The 17,467-nt window shown below is 62.3% G+C and carries 19 protein-coding genes; 11 read left to right on the forward strand and 8 right to left on the reverse strand.

Annotated features, from left to right (window positions below):
* Window positions 1-127: 127 nt before the first annotated feature.
* Window positions 128-445, reverse strand: a complete 318-nt coding sequence (locus tag MOV80_RS20055) for a hypothetical protein (RefSeq protein WP_019103283.1) — start codon at window positions 443-445, stop codon at window positions 128-130.
* A 267-nt stretch (window positions 446-712) separates the two neighbouring features.
* Between MOV80_RS20055 and MOV80_RS20060 the strand changes: the two genes are divergently transcribed.
* Both MOV80_RS20060 and MOV80_RS20065 read left to right on the forward strand, forming a co-directional pair.
* Window positions 713-1,966, forward strand: a complete 1,254-nt coding sequence (locus MOV80_RS20060; protein ID WP_249605439.1) for a nitrate/nitrite transporter — start codon at window positions 713-715, stop codon at window positions 1,964-1,966.
* Window positions 1,967-2,064: 98 nt separating this feature from the next.
* Window positions 2,065-3,462 carry a NarK family nitrate/nitrite MFS transporter gene (locus tag MOV80_RS20065; protein WP_019103281.1) on the forward strand — a complete coding sequence of 466 codons (1,398 nt, stop codon included), beginning with the start codon at window positions 2,065-2,067 and terminating at the stop codon, window positions 3,460-3,462.
* A 132-nt stretch (window positions 3,463-3,594) separates the two neighbouring features.
* On the opposite strand, the gene MOV80_RS20070 is transcribed toward MOV80_RS20065, so the two are convergent.
* Window positions 3,595-4,527, reverse strand: a complete 933-nt coding sequence (locus tag MOV80_RS20070; protein ID WP_019103280.1) for a PAS domain-containing protein — start codon at window positions 4,525-4,527, stop codon at window positions 3,595-3,597.
* A gap of 604 nt (window positions 4,528-5,131) precedes the next feature.
* On the opposite strand from MOV80_RS20070, the gene MOV80_RS20075 reads away from it, so the two are divergent.
* On the forward strand, window positions 5,132-6,460 hold the full coding sequence (locus tag MOV80_RS20075; RefSeq protein ID WP_019103279.1) for a sodium-dependent transporter: 1,329 nt from the start codon (window positions 5,132-5,134) through the stop codon (window positions 6,458-6,460).
* Window positions 6,461-6,647: 187 nt separating this feature from the next.
* A complete protein-coding gene (locus tag MOV80_RS20080) occupies window positions 6,648-8,492 on the forward strand; it encodes a methyl-accepting chemotaxis protein (RefSeq protein WP_019103278.1) in 1,845 nt (614 codons plus the stop codon).
* Here the strand turns inward: MOV80_RS20080 and MOV80_RS20085 are convergent.
* The 5 genes from MOV80_RS20085 to MOV80_RS20105 form a co-directional block, all read right to left on the reverse strand.
* Window positions 8,489-9,493 (reverse strand): ABC transporter ATP-binding protein, encoded by a 1,005-nt coding sequence (locus MOV80_RS20085; protein WP_019103277.1) that lies wholly within the window; start codon window positions 9,491-9,493, stop codon window positions 8,489-8,491. The genes MOV80_RS20080 and MOV80_RS20085 overlap by 4 nt on opposite strands.
* Window positions 9,494-9,507: 14 nt before the next feature.
* On the reverse strand, window positions 9,508-10,122 hold the full coding sequence (locus MOV80_RS20090) for an ABC transporter permease subunit (RefSeq protein ID WP_249605440.1): 615 nt from the start codon (window positions 10,120-10,122) through the stop codon (window positions 9,508-9,510).
* Window positions 10,122-10,328 carry a hypothetical protein gene (locus MOV80_RS20095; protein ID WP_249605441.1) on the reverse strand — a complete coding sequence of 69 codons (207 nt, stop codon included), beginning with the start codon at window positions 10,326-10,328 and terminating at the stop codon, window positions 10,122-10,124. The genes MOV80_RS20090 and MOV80_RS20095 overlap by 1 nt, the downstream gene beginning before the upstream one ends.
* Window positions 10,325-11,236: an ABC transporter permease subunit gene (locus MOV80_RS20100; RefSeq protein ID WP_019103275.1), complete on the reverse strand. Its 912-nt coding sequence runs from the start codon at window positions 11,234-11,236 to the stop codon at window positions 10,325-10,327. Before MOV80_RS20100 ends, MOV80_RS20095 begins: the two co-directional genes overlap by 4 nt.
* 67 nt (window positions 11,237-11,303) lie before the next feature.
* Window positions 11,304-12,398 (reverse strand): ABC transporter substrate-binding protein, encoded by a 1,095-nt coding sequence (locus MOV80_RS20105; RefSeq protein WP_081576422.1) that lies wholly within the window; start codon window positions 12,396-12,398, stop codon window positions 11,304-11,306.
* A gap of 209 nt (window positions 12,399-12,607) precedes the next feature.
* On the opposite strand from MOV80_RS20105, the gene MOV80_RS20110 reads away from it, so the two are divergent.
* Both MOV80_RS20110 and MOV80_RS20115 read left to right on the forward strand, forming a co-directional pair.
* On the forward strand, window positions 12,608-13,342 hold the full coding sequence (locus tag MOV80_RS20110; protein WP_019101812.1) for a UTRA domain-containing protein: 735 nt from the start codon (window positions 12,608-12,610) through the stop codon (window positions 13,340-13,342).
* Between the two features lie 40 nt (window positions 13,343-13,382).
* Window positions 13,383-14,381, forward strand: a complete 999-nt coding sequence (locus tag MOV80_RS20115; RefSeq protein WP_019101811.1) for an asparaginase — start codon at window positions 13,383-13,385, stop codon at window positions 14,379-14,381.
* A gap of 206 nt (window positions 14,382-14,587) precedes the next feature.
* Here MOV80_RS20115 and MOV80_RS20120 read toward each other — a convergent pair whose 3' ends face one another.
* The gene (locus MOV80_RS20120) at window positions 14,588-14,908 is read right to left on the reverse strand and encodes a hypothetical protein (RefSeq protein ID WP_206833296.1); all 321 of its coding nucleotides are present in this window, start codon (window positions 14,906-14,908) and stop codon (window positions 14,588-14,590) included.
* Between MOV80_RS20120 and MOV80_RS20125 the strand changes: the two genes are divergently transcribed.
* The 5 genes from MOV80_RS20125 to MOV80_RS20145 all read left to right on the forward strand — a co-directional run bounded on the left by MOV80_RS20125 (window position 14,895) and on the right by MOV80_RS20145 (window position 17,464).
* Entirely contained in the window at window positions 14,895-15,434 is a 540-nt protein-coding gene (locus tag MOV80_RS20125; RefSeq protein WP_249605442.1) for an ATP-binding protein, read from the forward strand. The two genes, MOV80_RS20120 and MOV80_RS20125, sit on opposite strands and share 14 nt — an antisense overlap.
* Window positions 15,435-15,634: 200 nt before the next feature.
* On the forward strand, window positions 15,635-15,850 hold the full coding sequence (locus MOV80_RS20130; protein WP_043594600.1) for an RNA-binding S4 domain-containing protein: 216 nt from the start codon (window positions 15,635-15,637) through the stop codon (window positions 15,848-15,850).
* Complete coding sequence (locus MOV80_RS20135; protein ID WP_019101808.1) at window positions 15,847-16,035, forward strand: oxidoreductase-like domain-containing protein; 189 nt, start codon at window positions 15,847-15,849, stop codon at window positions 16,033-16,035. Before MOV80_RS20130 ends, MOV80_RS20135 begins: the two co-directional genes overlap by 4 nt.
* A 2-nt stretch (window positions 16,036-16,037) precedes the next feature.
* Window positions 16,038-16,901, forward strand: a complete 864-nt coding sequence (locus tag MOV80_RS20140; protein WP_043594597.1) for a 3',5'-nucleoside bisphosphate phosphatase — start codon at window positions 16,038-16,040, stop codon at window positions 16,899-16,901.
* The gene (locus tag MOV80_RS20145) at window positions 16,898-17,464 is read left to right on the forward strand and encodes a dihydrofolate reductase family protein (protein ID WP_043594594.1); all 567 of its coding nucleotides are present in this window, start codon (window positions 16,898-16,900) and stop codon (window positions 17,462-17,464) included. The genes MOV80_RS20140 and MOV80_RS20145 overlap by 4 nt, the downstream gene beginning before the upstream one ends.
* The last annotated feature ends 3 nt before the right edge of the window (window positions 17,465-17,467 follow it).

A 17,467-nucleotide genomic window follows, 5' to 3' on the forward strand; every position in this document is an offset into this window, starting at 1 on the left:
CACGAGCTGGGCTTTTGCGTTGGAGCTGCTGAGACGGCGCTACAACAAGCCTCCCAATGGGAGGCTTTTTTGCGTCTGGGGCGCGCTGGAGACAGAATAAGCAAAACGGCAGTGCCGTTTTGTTTACTTATTTTTTGGGCTTGACGGGTTTGACCGCTGCGGGTTTTTCGGTTGGGCTTTCCGGTTTTTTCACCTGTTTATCCGGTGCGATCTCGGTCAGCAACTGCTCCAGCAGTTTGCTGCGAGAGGCGATGTGATGATCGAAGCGCCAGTCTTTCAGTAGATCAATGGCGACGTCGAAATAACGCATGTCGATATCGTAGAGCAGGCTTAGATCGAAAGAGCGGCCCATTTCCAATGCGGTCGCCAGTTCCTTGAGCACTTGCATTTGCTGCGGGTCGTGTCCTTCTTCGATGAAACGGCGTATTTTTTTGGCGGCATTCATGGGGGAAGCTCCCTTGTTGGCAATGTGCCTATCTTAGCCAATGTCGTCGGGGCTGTAACTTGCATTGGCGCAAAGCCGGACCGTCTCGCCGCTTTCCCCCTCTACTGTGTTGTTCCTTTCTCGAATACCACCCAAAAGAACTATTTCGATTAGATCGTTTTTCCTTGCCCTTGCCCACGTCTGGCGAATGGGTTTTCCTTCGCGCCGGCAGTATGGTGTGAATATGGAATTGGACTGGCCGGCCGTCTGGCCACTGAGGGAGAAACGATGACATCCGAGGCATATAAGCAGTATTCGGTGCTGGTCGTCAGCACTTTTGCTTTCACCGTCTGTTTCATGGTTTGGATGATGATGGGCGTGGTGGGCATTCCAGTGAAGCAGCAACTGGGGCTGAACGAGACCGAGTTCGGCATTCTGGTGGCGATGCCTGTGTTGTCCGGCTCGCTGGTGCGGGTGCCGTTGGGAATTTGGACCGATCGTTATGGCGGCCGCATTGTTTTGTTCTGTCTGATGCTGAGCACGGTGCTGCCGATTTATCTGATGGAGTACGCCTCCCAATACTGGCATTTCCTGCTGATCGGTCTGTTCATCGGCTTGGCCGGCGGCAGTTTTTCGGTGGGTACGCCCTATGTGGCGCGCTGGTTCGACGCGCGGCATCAGGGGGGGGCGATGGGGGTGTTCGGGGCGGGCAACTCAGGCGCGGCGGTGAACAAATTCGTGGCGCCGGCCTTGATTGCGTTGGGCAGCTGGACGCTGGTGCCCCAGGTTTACGCCGGGGTGATGCTGGCCACGGCGCTGCTGTTCTGGCTTTGCAGCCATCACAATCCGGCGCATTTGAGCGGCGGCGGCCAGCGTTTCATCGATCAACTGAGGGTGATGCGCGACCCGAGGGTGTGGCGCTACTCGCAGTATTACTCGGTGGTGTTTGGCGGCTATGTGGGCTTGTCCTTGTGGCTGACCAAGTATTTTGTCGGCGAGTACGGCTTTGATATGAAAACCGCCGCTTTTCTCGCCGCCTGTTTTTCCTTGCCCGGCGGCGTATTGCGCGCGATCGGCGGCTGGATGTCGGACCGCTTCGGCGCGTATCGCACCACGTGGTGGGTGATGTGGGTGCTATGGGTTTGCTTCTTCATTCTGTCTTATCCGCAAACCGAGATGGTGGTGGCCACCGTCAAGGGGCCTTGGAGCTTGCATATCGGTCTGAACTCGGTGTTGTTCACTGCGATTTTGTTCATCGCCGGCGTGGCGATGGCCGTGGGTAAAGCATCGGTGTTCAAATTCATCGCTAACGATTTTCCAGACAACATCGGCGCGGTATCCGGCGTGGTGGGGCTGGCCGGCGGCTTGGCCGGTTTCGTGTTGCCGATTCTGTTCGGCGCGCTGGTGGACCTGGCCGGGGTGCGTTCCAGCTGCTTCATGCTGCTGTACGGCGCGGTCTGCGTCAGCCTGGTCTGGATGCATTACTCGTTCAAGCCGGTGGCCGAGCAGCGTTTGCGCCTGGCGGCTGCCGCCAGCCGTTGAGTTTGAGTTGCATGGCGGCGCGTTTAAGCGCCGCCGTTAAAAGATTGTCAAATAGCGCCGGCCCGGCCATGACTCGGGCCGACGGGGAGGGTTGAGTCATGTCTTATGTCATCAAACGGTGGGAGCCAGAGAGCGCCGAGTTCTGGCAACAGGAAGGCCAGAGCATTGCGCGGCGCAATTTGTGGATTTCGATTCCGTGTCTGACGCTGGCTTTCGTCATTTCGGTATTGTGGAGCGTGGTAACGCTGAACCTGCCGAACGCGGGCTTTAATTACACCAAGGATCAGCTGTTTTTGCTGACGGCCTTGCCCGCGCTGTCCGGCGCGACCTTGCGCATTTTTTACTCCTTCATGCCGTCCATCGTCGGCGGGCGTAAATGGACGACCTTATCCACCGCCTCGCTGTTGATCCCGGCTGTATGGCTGGGCTTTGCGGTGCAGGATCCGACGACGTCTTATCCTGTGATGCTGGCGATCGCCTTGCTGTGCGGGCTGGGCAGCGGTAATTTCGCCAGTTCTATGGCTAATATCGCTTACTTTTTCCCCAAGGCGCAGAAGGGCGCGGCCAATGGTTTGAACGCCGGTTTCGGCAACCTCGGGGTGTCCTTGGCCCAGTTTGTGATTCCGCTGGTAGTGACTGGCGGCATGTTCGGCGCCTTTGGCGGCGATGCGCAGCATTATGTCAAGGACGGGGTGGAGAAGAGTCTGTGGCTGCAGAACGCCGGTTTCGTCTGGGTGCCCTTCATCGTCTTGGCGACGGCGGCTGCTTGGTTCGGCATGAACGATTTGGCTGACGCCAAGGCTTCGTTCACCGAGCAGGCGGTGATTTTCCGCCGTAAGCATAATTGGCTGATGTGTTGGCTGTACATTGGCACTTTCGGCAGCTTTATCGGTTTTGCCGGCGCCTTCGCTCTGTTGACCAAAACCCAGTTTCCTGAGGTGCCGGTGGCCAAGTTCGCTTTTATCGGCCCCTTGCTCGGCGCTCTGGTGCGTCCTATCGGCGGTGTGATTTCCGACAAGCTCGGCGGCGCGCGGGTGACGCTGTGGGTGTTCGCGGTGATGGCCTTGGCTGTGGCGGGTGTGTTGCATTTTCTACCGGCGCATGACGCGGCCGGTCAATTGAACGGCGGTAGCTTTGCCGGTTTCTTCTCCATGTTCCTGCTGCTGTTCACCATGGCCGGCGTGGGCAATGGTTCGACTTACCGGATGATTCCGACCATCTTCACTACGGGGCGGCTGCGTGCTGCGGCTGGCCGAGGCGAAGAGGCGCGCAAGCAGGCCGAGGCGGATGGGGTTAAGGAATCGGCCGCGGCGGGCGGTTTCATCAGCGCTATCGGCGCCTATGGCGGCTATTTCATTCCGCAAAGCTTTGGTGCGTCAATGAAGGCGACCGGCGGGGCGGAGCCGGCACTGCTGTGCTTCATCGTTTTTTATATTAGCTGCATGGTCTTGTGCTGGTGGTTCTATGCGCGCAAGAACGCTGAAGTGAGTTGCTGACAAGCCAAGGCAGTAAGCGAAACCGGCGGGGCGTCAAAACGATGTCTCGCCGGTTTGTCGTTTATCGGGTGGATGGGGATGGAGGCCGCTTGGTTTGCATTTGGGGGGCGGGAACTTGGCCTTGCGGGATGCTCAGGGGAGTTTGACGATGTAGTTGGGGCCGCCTTCCCGCGCTTTCTGAAGGGCTTCGTTCAACCGGTCCAGCATGGGCTTGGGGGTGTTTTCACTGCCGCGTAGAGCGCTTAGCCCGACGCAGGCCGCCGCTTTGCGTTCTTCTCCCTGATACACGAAACTCAGCTGGCGCAGCGATTTGATGAGCCGGCGCGCCAGTTCGTTGGCTCCGCTGACCCCGGTATTGGGCAGCAGAATGATGAAGGCGTCATCTTCGCGCTGGGCAACGAGGTCGCTGTCTCGCGTGCTTTGAAGGCACAGGCTGCCTGCGAGGCGCAGCAAGTGGCGATGAGCCGAACCTTCATCAAGCTCCGGCATCGGTTCCGGCACGTTCATCAAACTGAGGATCAAGCCGGAGACGGCGCCGCCGTAGCGACGCGCGCGGCCGGTTTCGGCGTGGGCGGCGGACAGCAGACGGTGCATGCCGGCCACGCCGGTTAGTTTGTCGTCGTCGGTCAGTTTTTCTTCCGCGCGCAGGCTTTTCATCAGGCTGATCGAGCGCTCCACCAAATTGCGCTCAAAATCCAGCAACTGACTCATTACCTTGGTTTCCGTGCGGTCGCTGAAGCTGTAGATCAGCATGAGCGCGCCTTCCAGCTCCACTTCGCGCAGCGACATCTGAACCTCGAAGCAGCGCCCGCCGCTTGCTTGCAAGGTCAGCGAACGGTTGTAGATCATGCTGGTGCGGCGCAGTTCGCCGGCCAGCAGTTCGCCGTCGGCGGGGTCGGGCAGGAAGCGGGAGAAGGGTTGGCCGATCAGGTCGCCGTGCGGGGTGGCCAGCAGAATGGCGGCTAGCTGATTGGCGCTGACGATCTGGCCATCGGCGGGAAGCGCGATGATCAAGGCGCCTTGTACAGTGTCGATCAGCGATTGAAAGGCTTGCAGTATCGCCATAGGGCTCTCCGTAAGTCGCGTGAGGCCGGCGAGTTCGCTCCTGGCGTGGCCAGGCGCGTAGCAGTGAGGCCGCTGGTCTTAAATGCGGCTGACAAAAATGCCGGGCGCCGCCTTGCTTCGGCTCACCGTCTTGTCCGCGGCGCGCCTTGCCTTGGGCGTGAGGCTGATTTTTGTCCGCCGCTCTAAGTGTATTCCCTGAGTACAGATATTTCATGCTCAACTTGTTGGCTGGGACTTGGCTTGCTTATCTTTGCCGGGAAATGACCGCGCTTATCCTGGAAATCAGAATTAATTGCCTGCGTACGCTGGAAATTGCCATCAATCATGGTAAATTCGTGTTTGTACGCAAAATACACTAGCGAGAACCGTAGTCCGTCGCCACCCCTGACGCGGCTTTCGGTCCGCCCACACGGCGGTTTTCTCTCCCTTGCCCGGCTTGCCGGGTCCCTTCCGTTCGCTCCCGGGCTTCATGATCTGGCCTGGCGCGGGCTGCGCCTCGTCGGCGCAAAACAGCACCTTTGCCGCTGCGGCGATCGCGTTTGGGCGCGGGCGTCGATTTCGGCGATTCAAAAACAAATATTCGGACAAAGAAGCAGACTGCATTATGGCAAGATCACAATGGGGCTCGCGCCTCGGTTTCATCCTCGCCGCCGCCGGCTCGGCCATCGGGCTGGGGGCAATCTGGAAATTTCCCTATGTCGCCGCAACCAATGGCGGGGGCGCCTTCTTGTTTATTTACCTCGGCATCTGCCTGACGCTGGGCCTGGCGCTGATGCTGGCCGAAATGGCGTTGGGGCGCGCGTCCAAGGCTGGAGCCGTAGGCGCCTTCCGGCAGCTGGCCGGCGGCGGCTGGCCCATCATCGGCTATATGAGCGTTTTGGTGTGTTTCCTGATTCTGTCTTTCTATAGCGTGGTGGGTGGCTGGACCATCGCCTACATCGTCAAGGCGCTGGGGGGCGGCATTATGACGTCGGACGCCAAAACCCTGGGCGCCATTTTCAACGGCTTCATCAGCGACCCGCTGGAACCTATCGCCTACCATGCCGGCTTCGCCTTGTTGACTGTATGGGTGGTGGCCGGCGGTGTGCAGAAGGGCATCGAAAACCTGTCGAAGTTTTTGATGCCGGCCTTGTTTGTGTTGATGTTGGTGTTGATCGTCCGCGGCCTGACGCTGCCCGGGGCTTGGGACGGCGTGAAGTATTTCGTGGCCCCGGACTTTTCCAAGGTCAGCAGCGCCATGCTGGTGGACGCGCTTGGCCTGGCTTTCTTCTCGCTGTCGCTGGGCCTCGGCATCATGATCACCTACGGCTCCTATGTGAGCAAGGAATCTAATCTGCTGGGGTCTGCGTTGTGGGTGATCCTACTGACGGTGGCGACGTGCTTCCTCGCGGGTCTGATGGTGCTGCCGGCGGTTTTCGCTTTCGGTTTCGATCCGTCCGCTGGTCCGGGCCTGACCTTCATCACCATGCCGGCGGTGTTCGCCCATCTGCCGTTGGGCCAGCTGTTCGCGGTGATGTTCTTCTGCCTGCTGCTGCTGGCGGCGCTGACCTCCTCGGTGTCCCTGCTGGAGGTGGTGACCAGTTTCGCGATGGACGAGTTCGGCCTCAAGCGTGGCCAGGCGGCCTGGGTAATGACGCTGGGGATCTTCCTGCTAGGCATTCCGGCGTCCTTGTCCCTGGGGGTGTGGAGCGAATACCAGTTGTTCGGCATGGGCTTCTTCGATCTGCTGGACTACCTGACCTCCAAGCTGCTGATGCCGCTGGGTGAACTGCTGCTGGCCTTATTCGTTGGCTGGAAGGCTTGGCCGGTGGTGCGCCGCGAGCTGGCCGGCGACGGCGCCGGCCGCCGCATGCGGTTGATGCGCGGCTTCTGCATGGCGATGGCGCCGGCTTTGATCGGCTGGATCATGGTGGCCAGCCTGCGCGCGGCCTGATCGTCGTTTCCCCATAGCCCGCCGCCTTCCGCGGCGGGTTTTTCTTTGCACGCAGCTTGGTCCGCACGCTCGCCATGCCGGTGTTCTTGCCTTGCCCTGCCATTGCCTATAGTTAGAGCGGTTAGACCGCCGCGAAGGGACTTGCGCCCGGCGGTTTTTGATCCATGGCTTGTATACAGGATACCCGATGCACTTCCGTCTGAAACTGGTGCACAAGCTGGCCTTGCTGATTGCTCCGCTGGTGTTGCTCTTGTTGTGCGGGGCCTTGTGGTTTGCCTTTGCGCAATGGCGGACGGTCCAGGCTTTACAGCGGGATCAGGCACTGGCGGATAATGTGCAGAAAGTGGGGGAGCTGATTCACGCGCTGCAGATCGAGCGTGGGCTGAGCAACCGTTATCTGAACGAGCATAAGCCGATGCCGGCCGCCCTGCCGAGGCAAAAAGCGCTGGCCGACGCCTTGCTGGTCAGCTTGCGTCAGCAACCTGCCGACGAACTGTCGCGCAAGGCAGGCTTGTTTTTCTCCCAGCAGTTGCCAACAGTGGAAATGCTCTCTACTCTGCGCCGCGATGTGGCGCAGCGCCACATTTCGCCATTGCCGGCGTTTGAGCGTTACACCGAAGTCATCGAGCGGCTCTCCAAGGTCATCACGCTGTTCTACTCGCAAAGCGAGGACGTGCGCGCATTGGTGCAACAGTGGTCCGCCTTGCATTGCCAGACGGAGTACACCGGCCGCGCGCGCGGCTTGATCGGCGGGGTGTTGGCGGTGGGCAGTTTCAATATCAACGAATTCCGCCTGGTCAGCGGTATGGTGTCGCAGGAGGCGCTATGCCGCAGCCTGTACCGGCAGAGCGAGGGCGACGAGCGCTTGCTGGACCGGGCGCTGAACGCTAGCGGCGCGTACGAATCGCTGCGCGACGCGGTGCTGGCGCGTGGTCCGGGCGCGATGCAGAGCTTGTCGAGCGAGGAATGGTTCGAGGTGGCCAGCCGGCGCATAGACGCGCTGCAGGAAGTGCAGAACGCGGTGTTGGTCCGGATTCGAGACGCACTGGCGGCGCAGCAGTCCGCTGCGCGTTGGCAAAGCTGGCTGGCCTTGGCGGTATTGGCCGGGGTGCTGTTGCCCATCGCAGCCGCATTGCTGCTGGCGCGCAGCATTCTGCGGACCTTGGGCGCGGAGCCGGATGAAGTGGCGCACGGCATGCGCGAGCTGGCTGGCGGCCAGCTGGACTTCCGCCTGCGGCTGGCCTCGTCGGACGAGGACAGCCTGGCCGCGCACATCCGCCAGATGGGGAGAAAGCTGAGCGGGGTGATCGGTCAAGTGCAGCAGGACGCGGACGCGGTGGCCAACGCCGCGCTGCAATTGAACAGCGCCTCGCAGGGTTTGTCCGACAGCGCCTGCCGCACTTCCTCCGACATCGAGCAGACCAGCCACGCGGTGGACGAGATCGCCGGCCAGATGTTCGCGATGGCCCGCGACGCCAGCCTCAGCGGCGACGTGGCCAGCGAAGCCGCGCGCCAGGCGGAGGAGGGCAGGCGGGTCGTTGGCGAAACCATTGAGGCGATGCATGTGATCGCCCAGCGTACCGACATCATCGACGACATCGCTTATCAGACCAATTTGCTGGCGCTCAACGCCGCCATCGAAGCTGCGCGCGCCGGCGAGTTGGGCAAGGGCTTCGCCGTCGTGGCTGATGAAGTGCGCAAGCTGGCGAAGCGTAGCCAAGCCGCGGCCAAGGAAATCGGTCAAGTGGCGGCGGGCAGCGTGCGGCTGGCGGAGGAGGCGGGCAAAAGCCTGAGCGCCATCGTCGAGTCCAGCCAGCAAACCCGGCAACTGGTGCGGGACATTTCCAAGGAGGCTGTGGCCCAGGCGCAGCATGTGGGCGGTATCAATCAGGTGATGCAGGGCCTGAGCCAACTGTCTCAGGGCAACGCTGCCGCCAGCGAGCAATTGTCGGCGGCGGCGCAGGAAGTGTCGCAACGCGCCGGCAGCCTGCGTCGGCAGATGGCTTATTTCCGCCGCCCACACGACGGCTAGCGCACTTCGCGCATGTCGTCGCGCTGGATGCGCAGCCGCACCGGCGCGCCGTCGGCCAGCAAGTCCGCCGGATTGCGGTTCAGCCGGTCTACCTGCAGCAGCGCGCCGGCGCTTTCCACCTGATAGCGGACGATGTTACCCAGCAGCTGGCGTTGCTTCACCACTGCCGGCAAGCTGTCCGTTTCCGCGCTGTCGCCGGGCAACAGTTGAATGGACTCCGGGCGGATCGCCAGATGGCCCTGGATTTCCAGGCCGAACAGCGCCCGGCTGTCGCCGACGGACAGTAGATTGTAATTGCCCATGAAGCGGGCGACGAACTCGGTGGCCGGCTGGGTGTAGATGGTTTCGGCCGCGCCCTCCTGTTCCACTTTCCCCTGGTTCATCACGAAGATGCGGTCGGACAGGGTCAGGGCTTCCTCTTGGTCGTGGGTCACGAAAATAGTGGTTAGCCCCAGCCGGCGCTGAATGTCGCGGATCTGCTCGCGCAGATTCTTGCGGATGCGCGCATCCAATGCCGACAGCGGCTCGTCCAACAGCAGAATGCGCGGTTCCACCACCAGCGCGCGCGCCAAGGCCACCCGCTGGCGTTGGCCGCCGGAGAGCTGATGCGGATAGTGGTTCTCCTTGCCGGACAGCTCCACCAGCGCCAGCGCCTCCGCTACCTTGCTGCGGATGTCTGCGGCGGCGCGCTTCTGCATCTTCAGGCCGAAGGCGATGTTCTCGCCAGCGCTCATATTGGGAAATAGCGCATAGCTTTGAAACACCATGCCGATGCCGCGTTTTTGCGGCGCGCAGGCCGTGATGTCCTCGCCTTGCAGGCGGATGGCGCCGCCGCTGGGCGTTTCGAAGCCGGCGATCATCCGCAGCACCGTGGTCTTGCCGCAGCCGGACGGACCCAGGAAAGTGACGAACTCGCCGGCCTCCACCCTCATATTGAAGTCGTGCACCACCGTGTGCTGGCCGTAGCGTTTGTGCAGATTTTGGATATCCAGGTATGCCATTGTGGGGTTCTTTCTTATTCCGAGGCCGCGGCATCGCGCAGCGCGCGACGGTGACGGCCGGCCACCTGTAGCAGGCCCATGGCCGCCCAAGTGATCAAAAGGGCGATGATGGCCAGCGCTGCCGGCTCGTAAGCACGGTTGGCGCCGATCAATTGCAGATAAGGGCCGAAGGCCGGCCGCGCCAGCAAGCTGGCCATAGTGAACTCGCCGATGACGATGGCGAAGGTCAGAAACGCGCCGGACAACAGCGCGGACTGGATATTGGGGAAGATCACCCGCAGCAGAATCACTCGCCAGCCGCCGCCCAGGCTTTGCGCCGCCTCGGCCAGAGATCGCACATCGATGGCGGACAGGCCGGCGTCGATGGAGCGGTATAGATAGGGCAGGGCCAGCGTCACGTAGCTGCAGACCAGCAATAGATCCGTGCCGCGCTCGCTGCCGGTCAAGGGCAGCCAGGCATCGCTGCCGAACAGGCGCAGATAGCCGAACACGATGACGATGGCCGGAATCACCAGCGGCAACAGGGTGATGAACTCCACCAGCGGCCGCAGCCGCGGTAGCCGGAGTTGGATCCAGAACGCGGTGGGCGCCACCAGCAGGATGCCGGTGACGATGGTGAATAGGGCCATCAGCGCGGAATAGGCGAAGCTTTGCTGAAAGCCCGGATCCTGTGCAGCACCAGTTTGTAGGCTTCCAGGCTGTAACCCTCGCGCAGCATCTTCAGGCTGAATTCGAAGGTGGCCAACAGCGGCAGAAGGAAGTACAGGCCGCCGGCGATGACCGCGATCCAGGCGCTCAGACGCGACGATGGTTTGTGGGCTGGCTGGTGTTTCATGCCCGGCTCCTTTCCGCGCGGCCGCGCAGCCAGATATAGGCGGCGTTGGACAGGCCGGTGACCACGATCATGCCCAGCGCCAGCGCGTAGCCCAGGTTCTGATCGTGCAGCACGTCGCCGCGGATTTGCGCGTACAGCAGGATGGTGACGATGTTGAGCGAACTGCCGGTCAGCGCGTAGGCGGTGGCCACCGCGCCGAAGGCGTTGGCGAACAGCAGCAGCGCCGCGCCCAGGATGCTGGGCCACAGCACCGGCAGCGCGATGCGGCTCCAGTAGGCGAAAGCGGAGCCGCCCAGGCTGTCGCAGGCTTCGCGCCATTCGGTTTTGAGGCCGTCGATGGCTGGGCTGACGATCAGCACCATCAGCGGAATCTGAAAGTACAAATAAGTCAGCGTCAGGCCGCTGAAGCTGAGAATGCTGAAACCGCCGGCATAGAGATCGAAATCCAGGTAGCGGCGCAACAGCACCGTCACCAGGCCCATGCGGCCGAGCGTGGCCAGAAAGGCGAAGGCCAGCGGCACGCCGGCGAAGTTGGACGCCACGCCGGAGAAGGTGGCTAGCGTCGGGCGGATCCAGCCCGGCAGCCGGCCGCGGATTGCCGCGAGTGCCAGCAGCAGGCCGAAGACCGCGCCCAAGAGCGCAGAGGCGGCGCTGATCTGCAGGCTGATCTTGTAGGCGTCGAGAATCGCCGGTTCGAACAGCCGGGCGATATTGTTCAGCGTGAAATGGCCGTCGGCGTCCTGGAATGCTCCCAACAACAAGCGAGCGGTGGGCAGCAGCAGGAACAGCAGTGCAAACAGAAAGAACGGCGCCACGCCCAGCCAGGACAGCGAGACGAAGCCGCCGCCGGCGCGGCGCGGCGACGCCGGGCCGGCACGGCCGGCGAGGGAGTTGGAAGATGCGGACATGAGGGCGTGTTTCCCAAGAGAGCCCGCGCGCGGCCGAAGCGCCGCGCGCCAATCAGGGCGAAGCGGCTTATTTGACGTTGCTGCCCACCACGCTGTCCCACTGCTTGGTGATTACCGCCTTGTACGCCTCTTGCTGTTCCAGCGTGGGGAACAAGGCTTTCTTATAGGCGGCGGCGTCCGGCATCCGGCTCAGCAGGTCCTGCGGGATTTTCTTGCGGGCGGCCAGATCGTTGAAGCGGGTGGGGTGGCAATACCCCTTGAGCCAGGCCAACTGGCCTTCGTCGGAGAACAGGTATTCCTGCCACAGTTTGGCCGCGTTCGGGTGCGGCGCGTAAGCGCTGATGCCCTGGGCGTAAACACCCGCCACCACGCCGGTTTTGGGCACCACCACCTCCACCTTGGGATTGCCTTTCAAGGTGTCGCGGTCGGCCAAGGCGTTGTAGTCCCAGCGGATCACGATGGGCGTGCTGCCCTGGGCCAGCGAGGCAGCTTTGCCGATCACCGGCACAAAATTGCCGTTCTTGTTCAGCTGCGCGAAGAATTTGAGGCCGGCGTCGGCGGCCTTGGCCACATTGCCCTTGGACTGGGACAAGCCGGCGGCGAACACGCCCTGGATCGCCTGGTTGGCGGCGCGCGGGTCCCCGGCCAGCGCCACCGCGTTCTTGTATTCCGGCTTCAGCAGATCGCTCCAGTCGGTCGGCGTTTTGCTTACCAGGTCCTTGTTGACTTCGAAGGCCAGCACGCCGTAGTAATCGCCATACCAATAGCCGTCTTTGTCCTTGACGCTGTCCGGAATGGTCTTCCAATTGGACACTTTGTATGGCTGAAGCAGACCCGCGGCCTTGGCTTGCGGACCGAAAGACAGGCCCACGTCGATCACGTCCGGCGCCTGCGGGCCCTTATTACTCTTGTTGGCCTTGATTGCCTCCAGTTCGTCGGCCGAGCCGGCGTCTGGATTCAGTTCGTTCACTTTGATGCCGTACTTGGCCTTGAAGCCGGCGATCACGCCGCCGTAGCCGCACCAGTCATGGGGCAGGGCAATCACGTTCAGCTCGCCTTCCTTCTTGGCGGCCTGGATCAGCGCGTTCAGGTTGTCGGCAAAAGCGGTATTGGCCAGCAGGGCCAGAGCGCCCAGCACGGCGCAGCGCAACGGTTTGTTCATGGCATCCATCCCTTTGGACTAGATCAAATAAAAACGATGCTGATGGTATTCCGCGTAGATGACATTCCGGTTTACGACGCATGGCAATTTGATTGCAGATTGGTGACGAATCAGCGGAGGGACAGCCATAGCCGTTTACGGTAGTTAATTTCCTTGTCATTTTTTGTTGGTAAAAAGTCGGCGGAGACCTGATTGTTGGACTAGTCCTGATGCCTGAGCCGAAACCGCTTTCCCAGGCCGCGCGTATCCGCGCGGCCTTATTGCAGCAAATCGAGGGCGGCTTGTTGCGGCCCGGCGGTCGTTTGCCGTCGGAGCGCGCGCTGGCCGAGCTGTTCGCCACCACTCGCATTACCTTGAAAGAGGCGCTTGGCGTGCTGGAAGCCGAGGGGCGGGTGTATCGAGAAGAACGGCGCGGCTGGTTCGTTGCCTTTCCGCGCCTGGAATACGCGCCGCTCTATGGCAACCATTTCCAACAAATGGCCGACACGCAGCAACGGGCGGCGGAAACCCGGCTTTTAAGCGTCGAGACCGTGCTGGCTTCGCCCGAATTGTGCCGGGCGCTGGAGGTGCCGCCCTTGAGCTCTTTGTGGAAAATATGCCGGCAGCGCAGCCTGGACGGGCGAGTGGCGTTATACGTGGAGCACTTTCTGCGGCCGGAGCGTTTTCCGGACATCCAGGGCCAGGACCTGAGCCAATCGTTGACCGGGCTGTATCGCCATCGTTACGGCATCGAATACGCGGCCGCGGCTTTCGACATCCTGCCGGCCGCGGCGCAGGGGCGTGTGGCCCAGGCGCTGATGCTGGCCGAGGGGAGCCCGGTGCTGTTGATACGGCGCATCAATCGCGATGCCGCCGGCGCTGCGCTGGACTGCGATTACGAATACTGGCGGCATGACGCGGTGCGTCTACACGTGGACAGTCCTGCCGCCGCGGCTGCGAATTGAGCTACCATCGCGGCATTGGACACTGTTTACAGGAGATCTCATGAGCCGAGTTTTAGTGTTGTACACCGGTGGCACCATAGGCATGACCGAAACCCCGGACGGTCTAGCGCCGTCGCCGGGCCTGTTGCCGGGCTTGTTGGAGCGCTTTCGCCGTCCCGGCCTGGATTTCGACGTGGTCGAATTTGACGAGTTGATCGATTCCTCCGCCATCGAGCCTCGTCACTGGAACCGCATCATCGCCGCGTTGGCCGAGCGTTACGGCGACTACGACGGCTTCGTCGTCATCCACGGCACCGACACCATGGCCTATACCGCAAGCGTGCTGGCCTTCGCCCTGCGCGGCCTGGCCAAGCCGGTGGTGCTGACCGGCGCGCAACTGCCGTTGCTGCATCCGCGCTCCGACGGCTGGAACAATGTGGCCGACGCGCTGGAAGCGGCCAGCCAGCCTGAACTGCATGAGGTCGCCATCGCCTTCGACCGCCTGCTGCTGCGCGGCAGCCGCGCACGCAAGCTGGACGTTGAGCATTTCGCCGGCTTCGGCTCGCCCAACACGGAGCCGCTGGCTCGCTTCGCCATCCATCCGCATTGGAACAAGGCCGCCTGGTTGCCGGGGCAGGGAGAGTTTCAGCCAAAGGCGCTGCGTGAAGATCTGAGCATCGCCTGCCTGTTCCTCAGCCCGGGCCAGGGGGCTGCGCTGGCTGGCCGCCTGATGGCGGACCCTGCCTTGGACGCCGCGGTGCTGATGAGCTACGGCAGCGGCAACGCGCCGGCAGATCCGGCGCTATTGAATGGCGTGAAGGCCTTGACCGCGCGGGGCGGCGCGGTGCTCAACATCACGCAGGCGCCGAGGGGGGCGGTGGAAGTGGGCGCTTACGCCGCCAGTCAGCCGCTGGCGCGCGCCGGCGCGGTGGCGGGGGCGGACCTGACGCCGGAGGCGGCGCTTGCCAAGTTGCACGTGTTGCTGTCCGCCGGTCTTAGTGGCCCGCAACTAGCTGCGCAACTGGCCAGGCCCCTGCGTGGCGAGATGAGCGCGCATTAAAACGCCGTTCACTACTCGGGCTGCTCATTTTTTGAGCGGCCTTTTTTTGTGTCGGTTTTTCAGGGCCTTGTCGCGCTTGTCCACAGCTCGCCCACATGGCTTTGCACCTTGGGTGTGGGCAAGCGGCAGGGCGACCGACGGCGGCCAGCTATGGCCGGAGCTGGTGTTTTCTTACCGCTATGTCATGAGGGGGCGTGCTGTTTTGCCTAAAAAATGAGCGGCCGAAAATGCGCTTGGCGGAACAAGGACTTGGCTGTCTTATCCACAATTGTCCCACATGGCTTTTCACGCTGGATGTGAGTAATCCCGTGATTTGCCTGTTTTTTGATCAATGCGGACAAATCCATTTCGCGGCAAGGGCTTAGCTTCCTTGTCCACAGTTGGCGCACAGGGCTGTCCCCTCTGCTTGTTGAGAACAGCTGCCCGGCTGTTGATAGCGCGGCAAGCGGCGTATAATTGACCGCTTTTCCGTATTTTGAAAGCAGCGGTATGTTCAAGGGCGCGACACGGCCGTTGAAGATCGCCATTGTAGGGCCGGAGTCTTGCGGCAAGACCACGTTGGCGCGCGCGCTGGCGGCCGCGTTGAATGCATCGGGCATTGCCGCCGCCTGGGCGCCGGAATACGCGCGCGACTATTTCGCCACGCGTCCGTATCGTTCCACGCCGGAGATTATTGAGGAAGTGGCGCGAGGACAGTTGGCGGCGGAACAGGCATTGGCCGCCGACGTCCAAGTCTTGTTGTGCGACACCACCGCATTGAATTGCAAGATCTGGAGCGAGGTGGCGCATGGGCGCTGCAGCCCGGGCTTGTTGGAGCTGTACCGGCCTGGCGATTACGCCTTGACTCTGCTGGCCGAGCCGGACATTCCTTGGGAGCCGGATCCGCTGCGCAGCCACCCGACTCAACGCGACTGGTTGTTCGGGCTCTACCGGCAGGCGCTGGAAGAGGCGGGCATTGACGCCACCAGGGTGAGCGGCGCGCACGAACAGCGCATGGCCCAGGCGCTAGCCGCGCTGGCCGCGATTTGGCCGGGTGAATTGCCTAAATTTTGACCGGCAAGAAGAAAGCGCTGGAAATTCAGCAAATTGCCGCAATTATCCACAACAGGCCCACAAGCTTGTCCTGCCATGGCGTGGATAGATGTCGGCAATAGATTAAAAAATAAGCGACAGTAAAAAGGCGTGAAAAATGAAGGCGCTGCGGTTCTTGTCCACAGCCCGCTCACAGCCCTGTCCCAATCGAGTGTGCAAAAATGAATGAAACCTTTGAATTGAGCGGCGAATACATCGCCTTGTGCGACCTGCTGAAAATCTGCAATGTTTGCGATTCCGGCGGCGCCGCCAAACATTTCATCGCCGAAGGCAATGTGCGGGTGGACGGTCAGGTGGAACTGCGCAAGACCTGCAAGATCCGCGCGGGTCAGCAGGTGAGCGGCGAGGGCTTTTCCATCCGCGTCGCGGCGCCATGAACGACGACGACTTCGACCCGCCGCCGGAGGCGCCCGAGCCCCCGCCGGATGACGCTTGCTGCGGCAGCGGCTGCGACCCGTGCATCTGGGACAGTTATAACGCGCTGATGACGGAATACCGCGCCAAACTGGCAGCCTGGGAACTGCGCGAAGCCGCGCGCCAGGCCGCCGCCAACGGACAATGAGCATGGCCAGCATCGATCTGCATTTCCATTCCCACGCTTCCGACGGCGCTTTGCCGCCGGAGCAGGTGATCGCGCGCGCCGCAGAGCGCGAAGCCACGCTAGTGGCGCTGACGGACCACGACTGCACCCACGGCTTGGCCGCGGCGCGGGCCGAGGCGGCGCGGCGGGGCCTGGCCTTCCTCAACGGCGTCGAGGTTTCGGTCACCTGGGGCAAGCACACCGTGCACATCGTCGGTCTGGGCATTGATCCGGAACAGGAGACGCTGGCCGCCGGCCTGCAATCCATCCGCGACGGCCGCGTCAACCGCGCGCGGCAGATGTCGGATGAACTGATCAAGGTGGGCATACAAGGCGCGTTCGAAGGCGCGATGGCGCTGTGCGACAACCCGGAAATGATAGGCCGCACCCATTTTGCCCGCTTCCTGGTCAATAGCGGGCAGGTCAAGGACGTGCGCACCGTGTTCCGTAAATTCCTGACCCCGGGCAAGCCCGGCTACGTGGCGCACGAATGGGCCAGCCTGGAGGACGCGGTGGGCTGGATCCGCGCCGGCGGCGGCGAGGCGGTGATCGCCCACCCTGGCCGCTACGATATGGGCCGTACCTTGATCGAGCGGCTGATCAACGACTTCAAGTTGGCCGGCGGCCGCGGCATCGAAGTGGCCAGCGGCAGCCATAGCCTGGACGATATGCACAAGTTCGCCTTGTTGGCGGCCCGTCACGAGCTGTACTCCAGCGCCGGCAGCGATTTCCACGCGCCTGGCGAGGGCGGCCGCGACGTCGGCCGCACCGACGACCTGCCGCCGATCTGCAAACCCATTTGGGACGCGCTGGCCGCGCGCATCATTCACCCGGAGACCCTCGCATGAGCTTGAGCACCAGCGCCTATCTCGCTACCAGCCTAGATGGTTTCATAGCGCGCGCAGACGGCGCGCTGGACTGGTTGGAGCAAGTGGCCTGTGAAGACGAGGACTACGGCTACGCCGACTTCATGGCGACAGTGGACGTATTGCTGATGGGAAGCGCCACCTTCCGCAAAGTACTGTCGTTTCCCGAGTGGCCCTATGTCGGCCTGCGCGTGGTCGTGGCCAGCCGTAGCCTGCAGCCGGCCGATATACCGGCGGCGCTGCGCTCGCAGGTGGAATTAAGCGCCGCGGCACCCCCACGCCTGCTGGCGGATCTACGGACTTCTGGCGCACGCCATGTCTATGTGGACGGTGGCCGGCTGGTGTCCGCTTTCCTGCGCGCCGGTCTGTTGGACCGGCTGATTCTCAACCGAGTGCCGGCGCTGTTGGGGGCCGGTATCCCGTTATTCAGCGGCCTGGATGGCGACATCAGGCTGCAACACCAGAGCACGCGGGCTTATGCCAGCGGCCTGTTGCAAAGCAGCTATTTGATCAATCGCGCGGCGGAAGCCGCAGAGCAGCTCTGAGGC

The organism is Chromobacterium sp. IRSSSOUMB001, from assembly GCF_023507765.1.
GTDB classification, from domain to species: domain Bacteria; phylum Pseudomonadota; class Gammaproteobacteria; order Burkholderiales; family Chromobacteriaceae; genus Chromobacterium; species Chromobacterium haemolyticum.

Excerpts from the sequence above, each read along its gene's own strand:
- MOV80_RS20055 (WP_019103283.1), bottom strand. The coding sequence starts at position 445 with ATGAATGCCGCCAAAAAAATACGCCGTTTCATCGAAGAAGGACACGAC.
- MOV80_RS20060 (WP_249605439.1), top strand. The coding sequence starts at position 713 with ATGACATCCGAGGCATATAAGCAGTATTCGGTGCTGGTCGTCAGCACT.
- MOV80_RS20065 (WP_019103281.1), top strand. The coding sequence starts at position 2,065 with ATGTCTTATGTCATCAAACGGTGGGAGCCAGAGAGCGCCGAGTTCTGG.
- MOV80_RS20070 (WP_019103280.1), bottom strand. The coding sequence starts at position 4,527 with ATGGCGATACTGCAAGCCTTTCAATCGCTGATCGACACTGTACAAGGC.
- MOV80_RS20075 (WP_019103279.1), top strand. The coding sequence starts at position 5,132 with ATGGCAAGATCACAATGGGGCTCGCGCCTCGGTTTCATCCTCGCCGCC.
- MOV80_RS20080 (WP_019103278.1), top strand. The coding sequence starts at position 6,648 with ATGCACTTCCGTCTGAAACTGGTGCACAAGCTGGCCTTGCTGATTGCT.
- MOV80_RS20085 (WP_019103277.1), bottom strand. The coding sequence starts at position 9,493 with ATGGCATACCTGGATATCCAAAATCTGCACAAACGCTACGGCCAGCAC.
- MOV80_RS20090 (WP_249605440.1), bottom strand. The coding sequence starts at position 10,122 with ATGGCCCTATTCACCATCGTCACCGGCATCCTGCTGGTGGCGCCCACC.
- MOV80_RS20095 (WP_249605441.1), bottom strand. The coding sequence starts at position 10,328 with ATGAAACACCAGCCAGCCCACAAACCATCGTCGCGTCTGAGCGCCTGG.
- MOV80_RS20100 (WP_019103275.1), bottom strand. The coding sequence starts at position 11,236 with ATGTCCGCATCTTCCAACTCCCTCGCCGGCCGTGCCGGCCCGGCGTCG.
- MOV80_RS20105 (WP_081576422.1), bottom strand. The coding sequence starts at position 12,398 with ATGAACAAACCGTTGCGCTGCGCCGTGCTGGGCGCTCTGGCCCTGCTG.
- MOV80_RS20110 (WP_019101812.1), top strand. The coding sequence starts at position 12,608 with ATGCCTGAGCCGAAACCGCTTTCCCAGGCCGCGCGTATCCGCGCGGCC.
- MOV80_RS20115 (WP_019101811.1), top strand. The coding sequence starts at position 13,383 with ATGAGCCGAGTTTTAGTGTTGTACACCGGTGGCACCATAGGCATGACC.
- MOV80_RS20120 (WP_206833296.1), bottom strand. The coding sequence starts at position 14,908 with ATGGCGATCTTCAACGGCCGTGTCGCGCCCTTGAACATACCGCTGCTT.
- MOV80_RS20130 (WP_043594600.1), top strand. The coding sequence starts at position 15,635 with ATGAATGAAACCTTTGAATTGAGCGGCGAATACATCGCCTTGTGCGAC.
- MOV80_RS20135 (WP_019101808.1), top strand. The coding sequence starts at position 15,847 with ATGAACGACGACGACTTCGACCCGCCGCCGGAGGCGCCCGAGCCCCCG.
- MOV80_RS20140 (WP_043594597.1), top strand. The coding sequence starts at position 16,038 with ATGGCCAGCATCGATCTGCATTTCCATTCCCACGCTTCCGACGGCGCT.
- MOV80_RS20145 (WP_043594594.1), top strand. The coding sequence starts at position 16,898 with ATGAGCTTGAGCACCAGCGCCTATCTCGCTACCAGCCTAGATGGTTTC.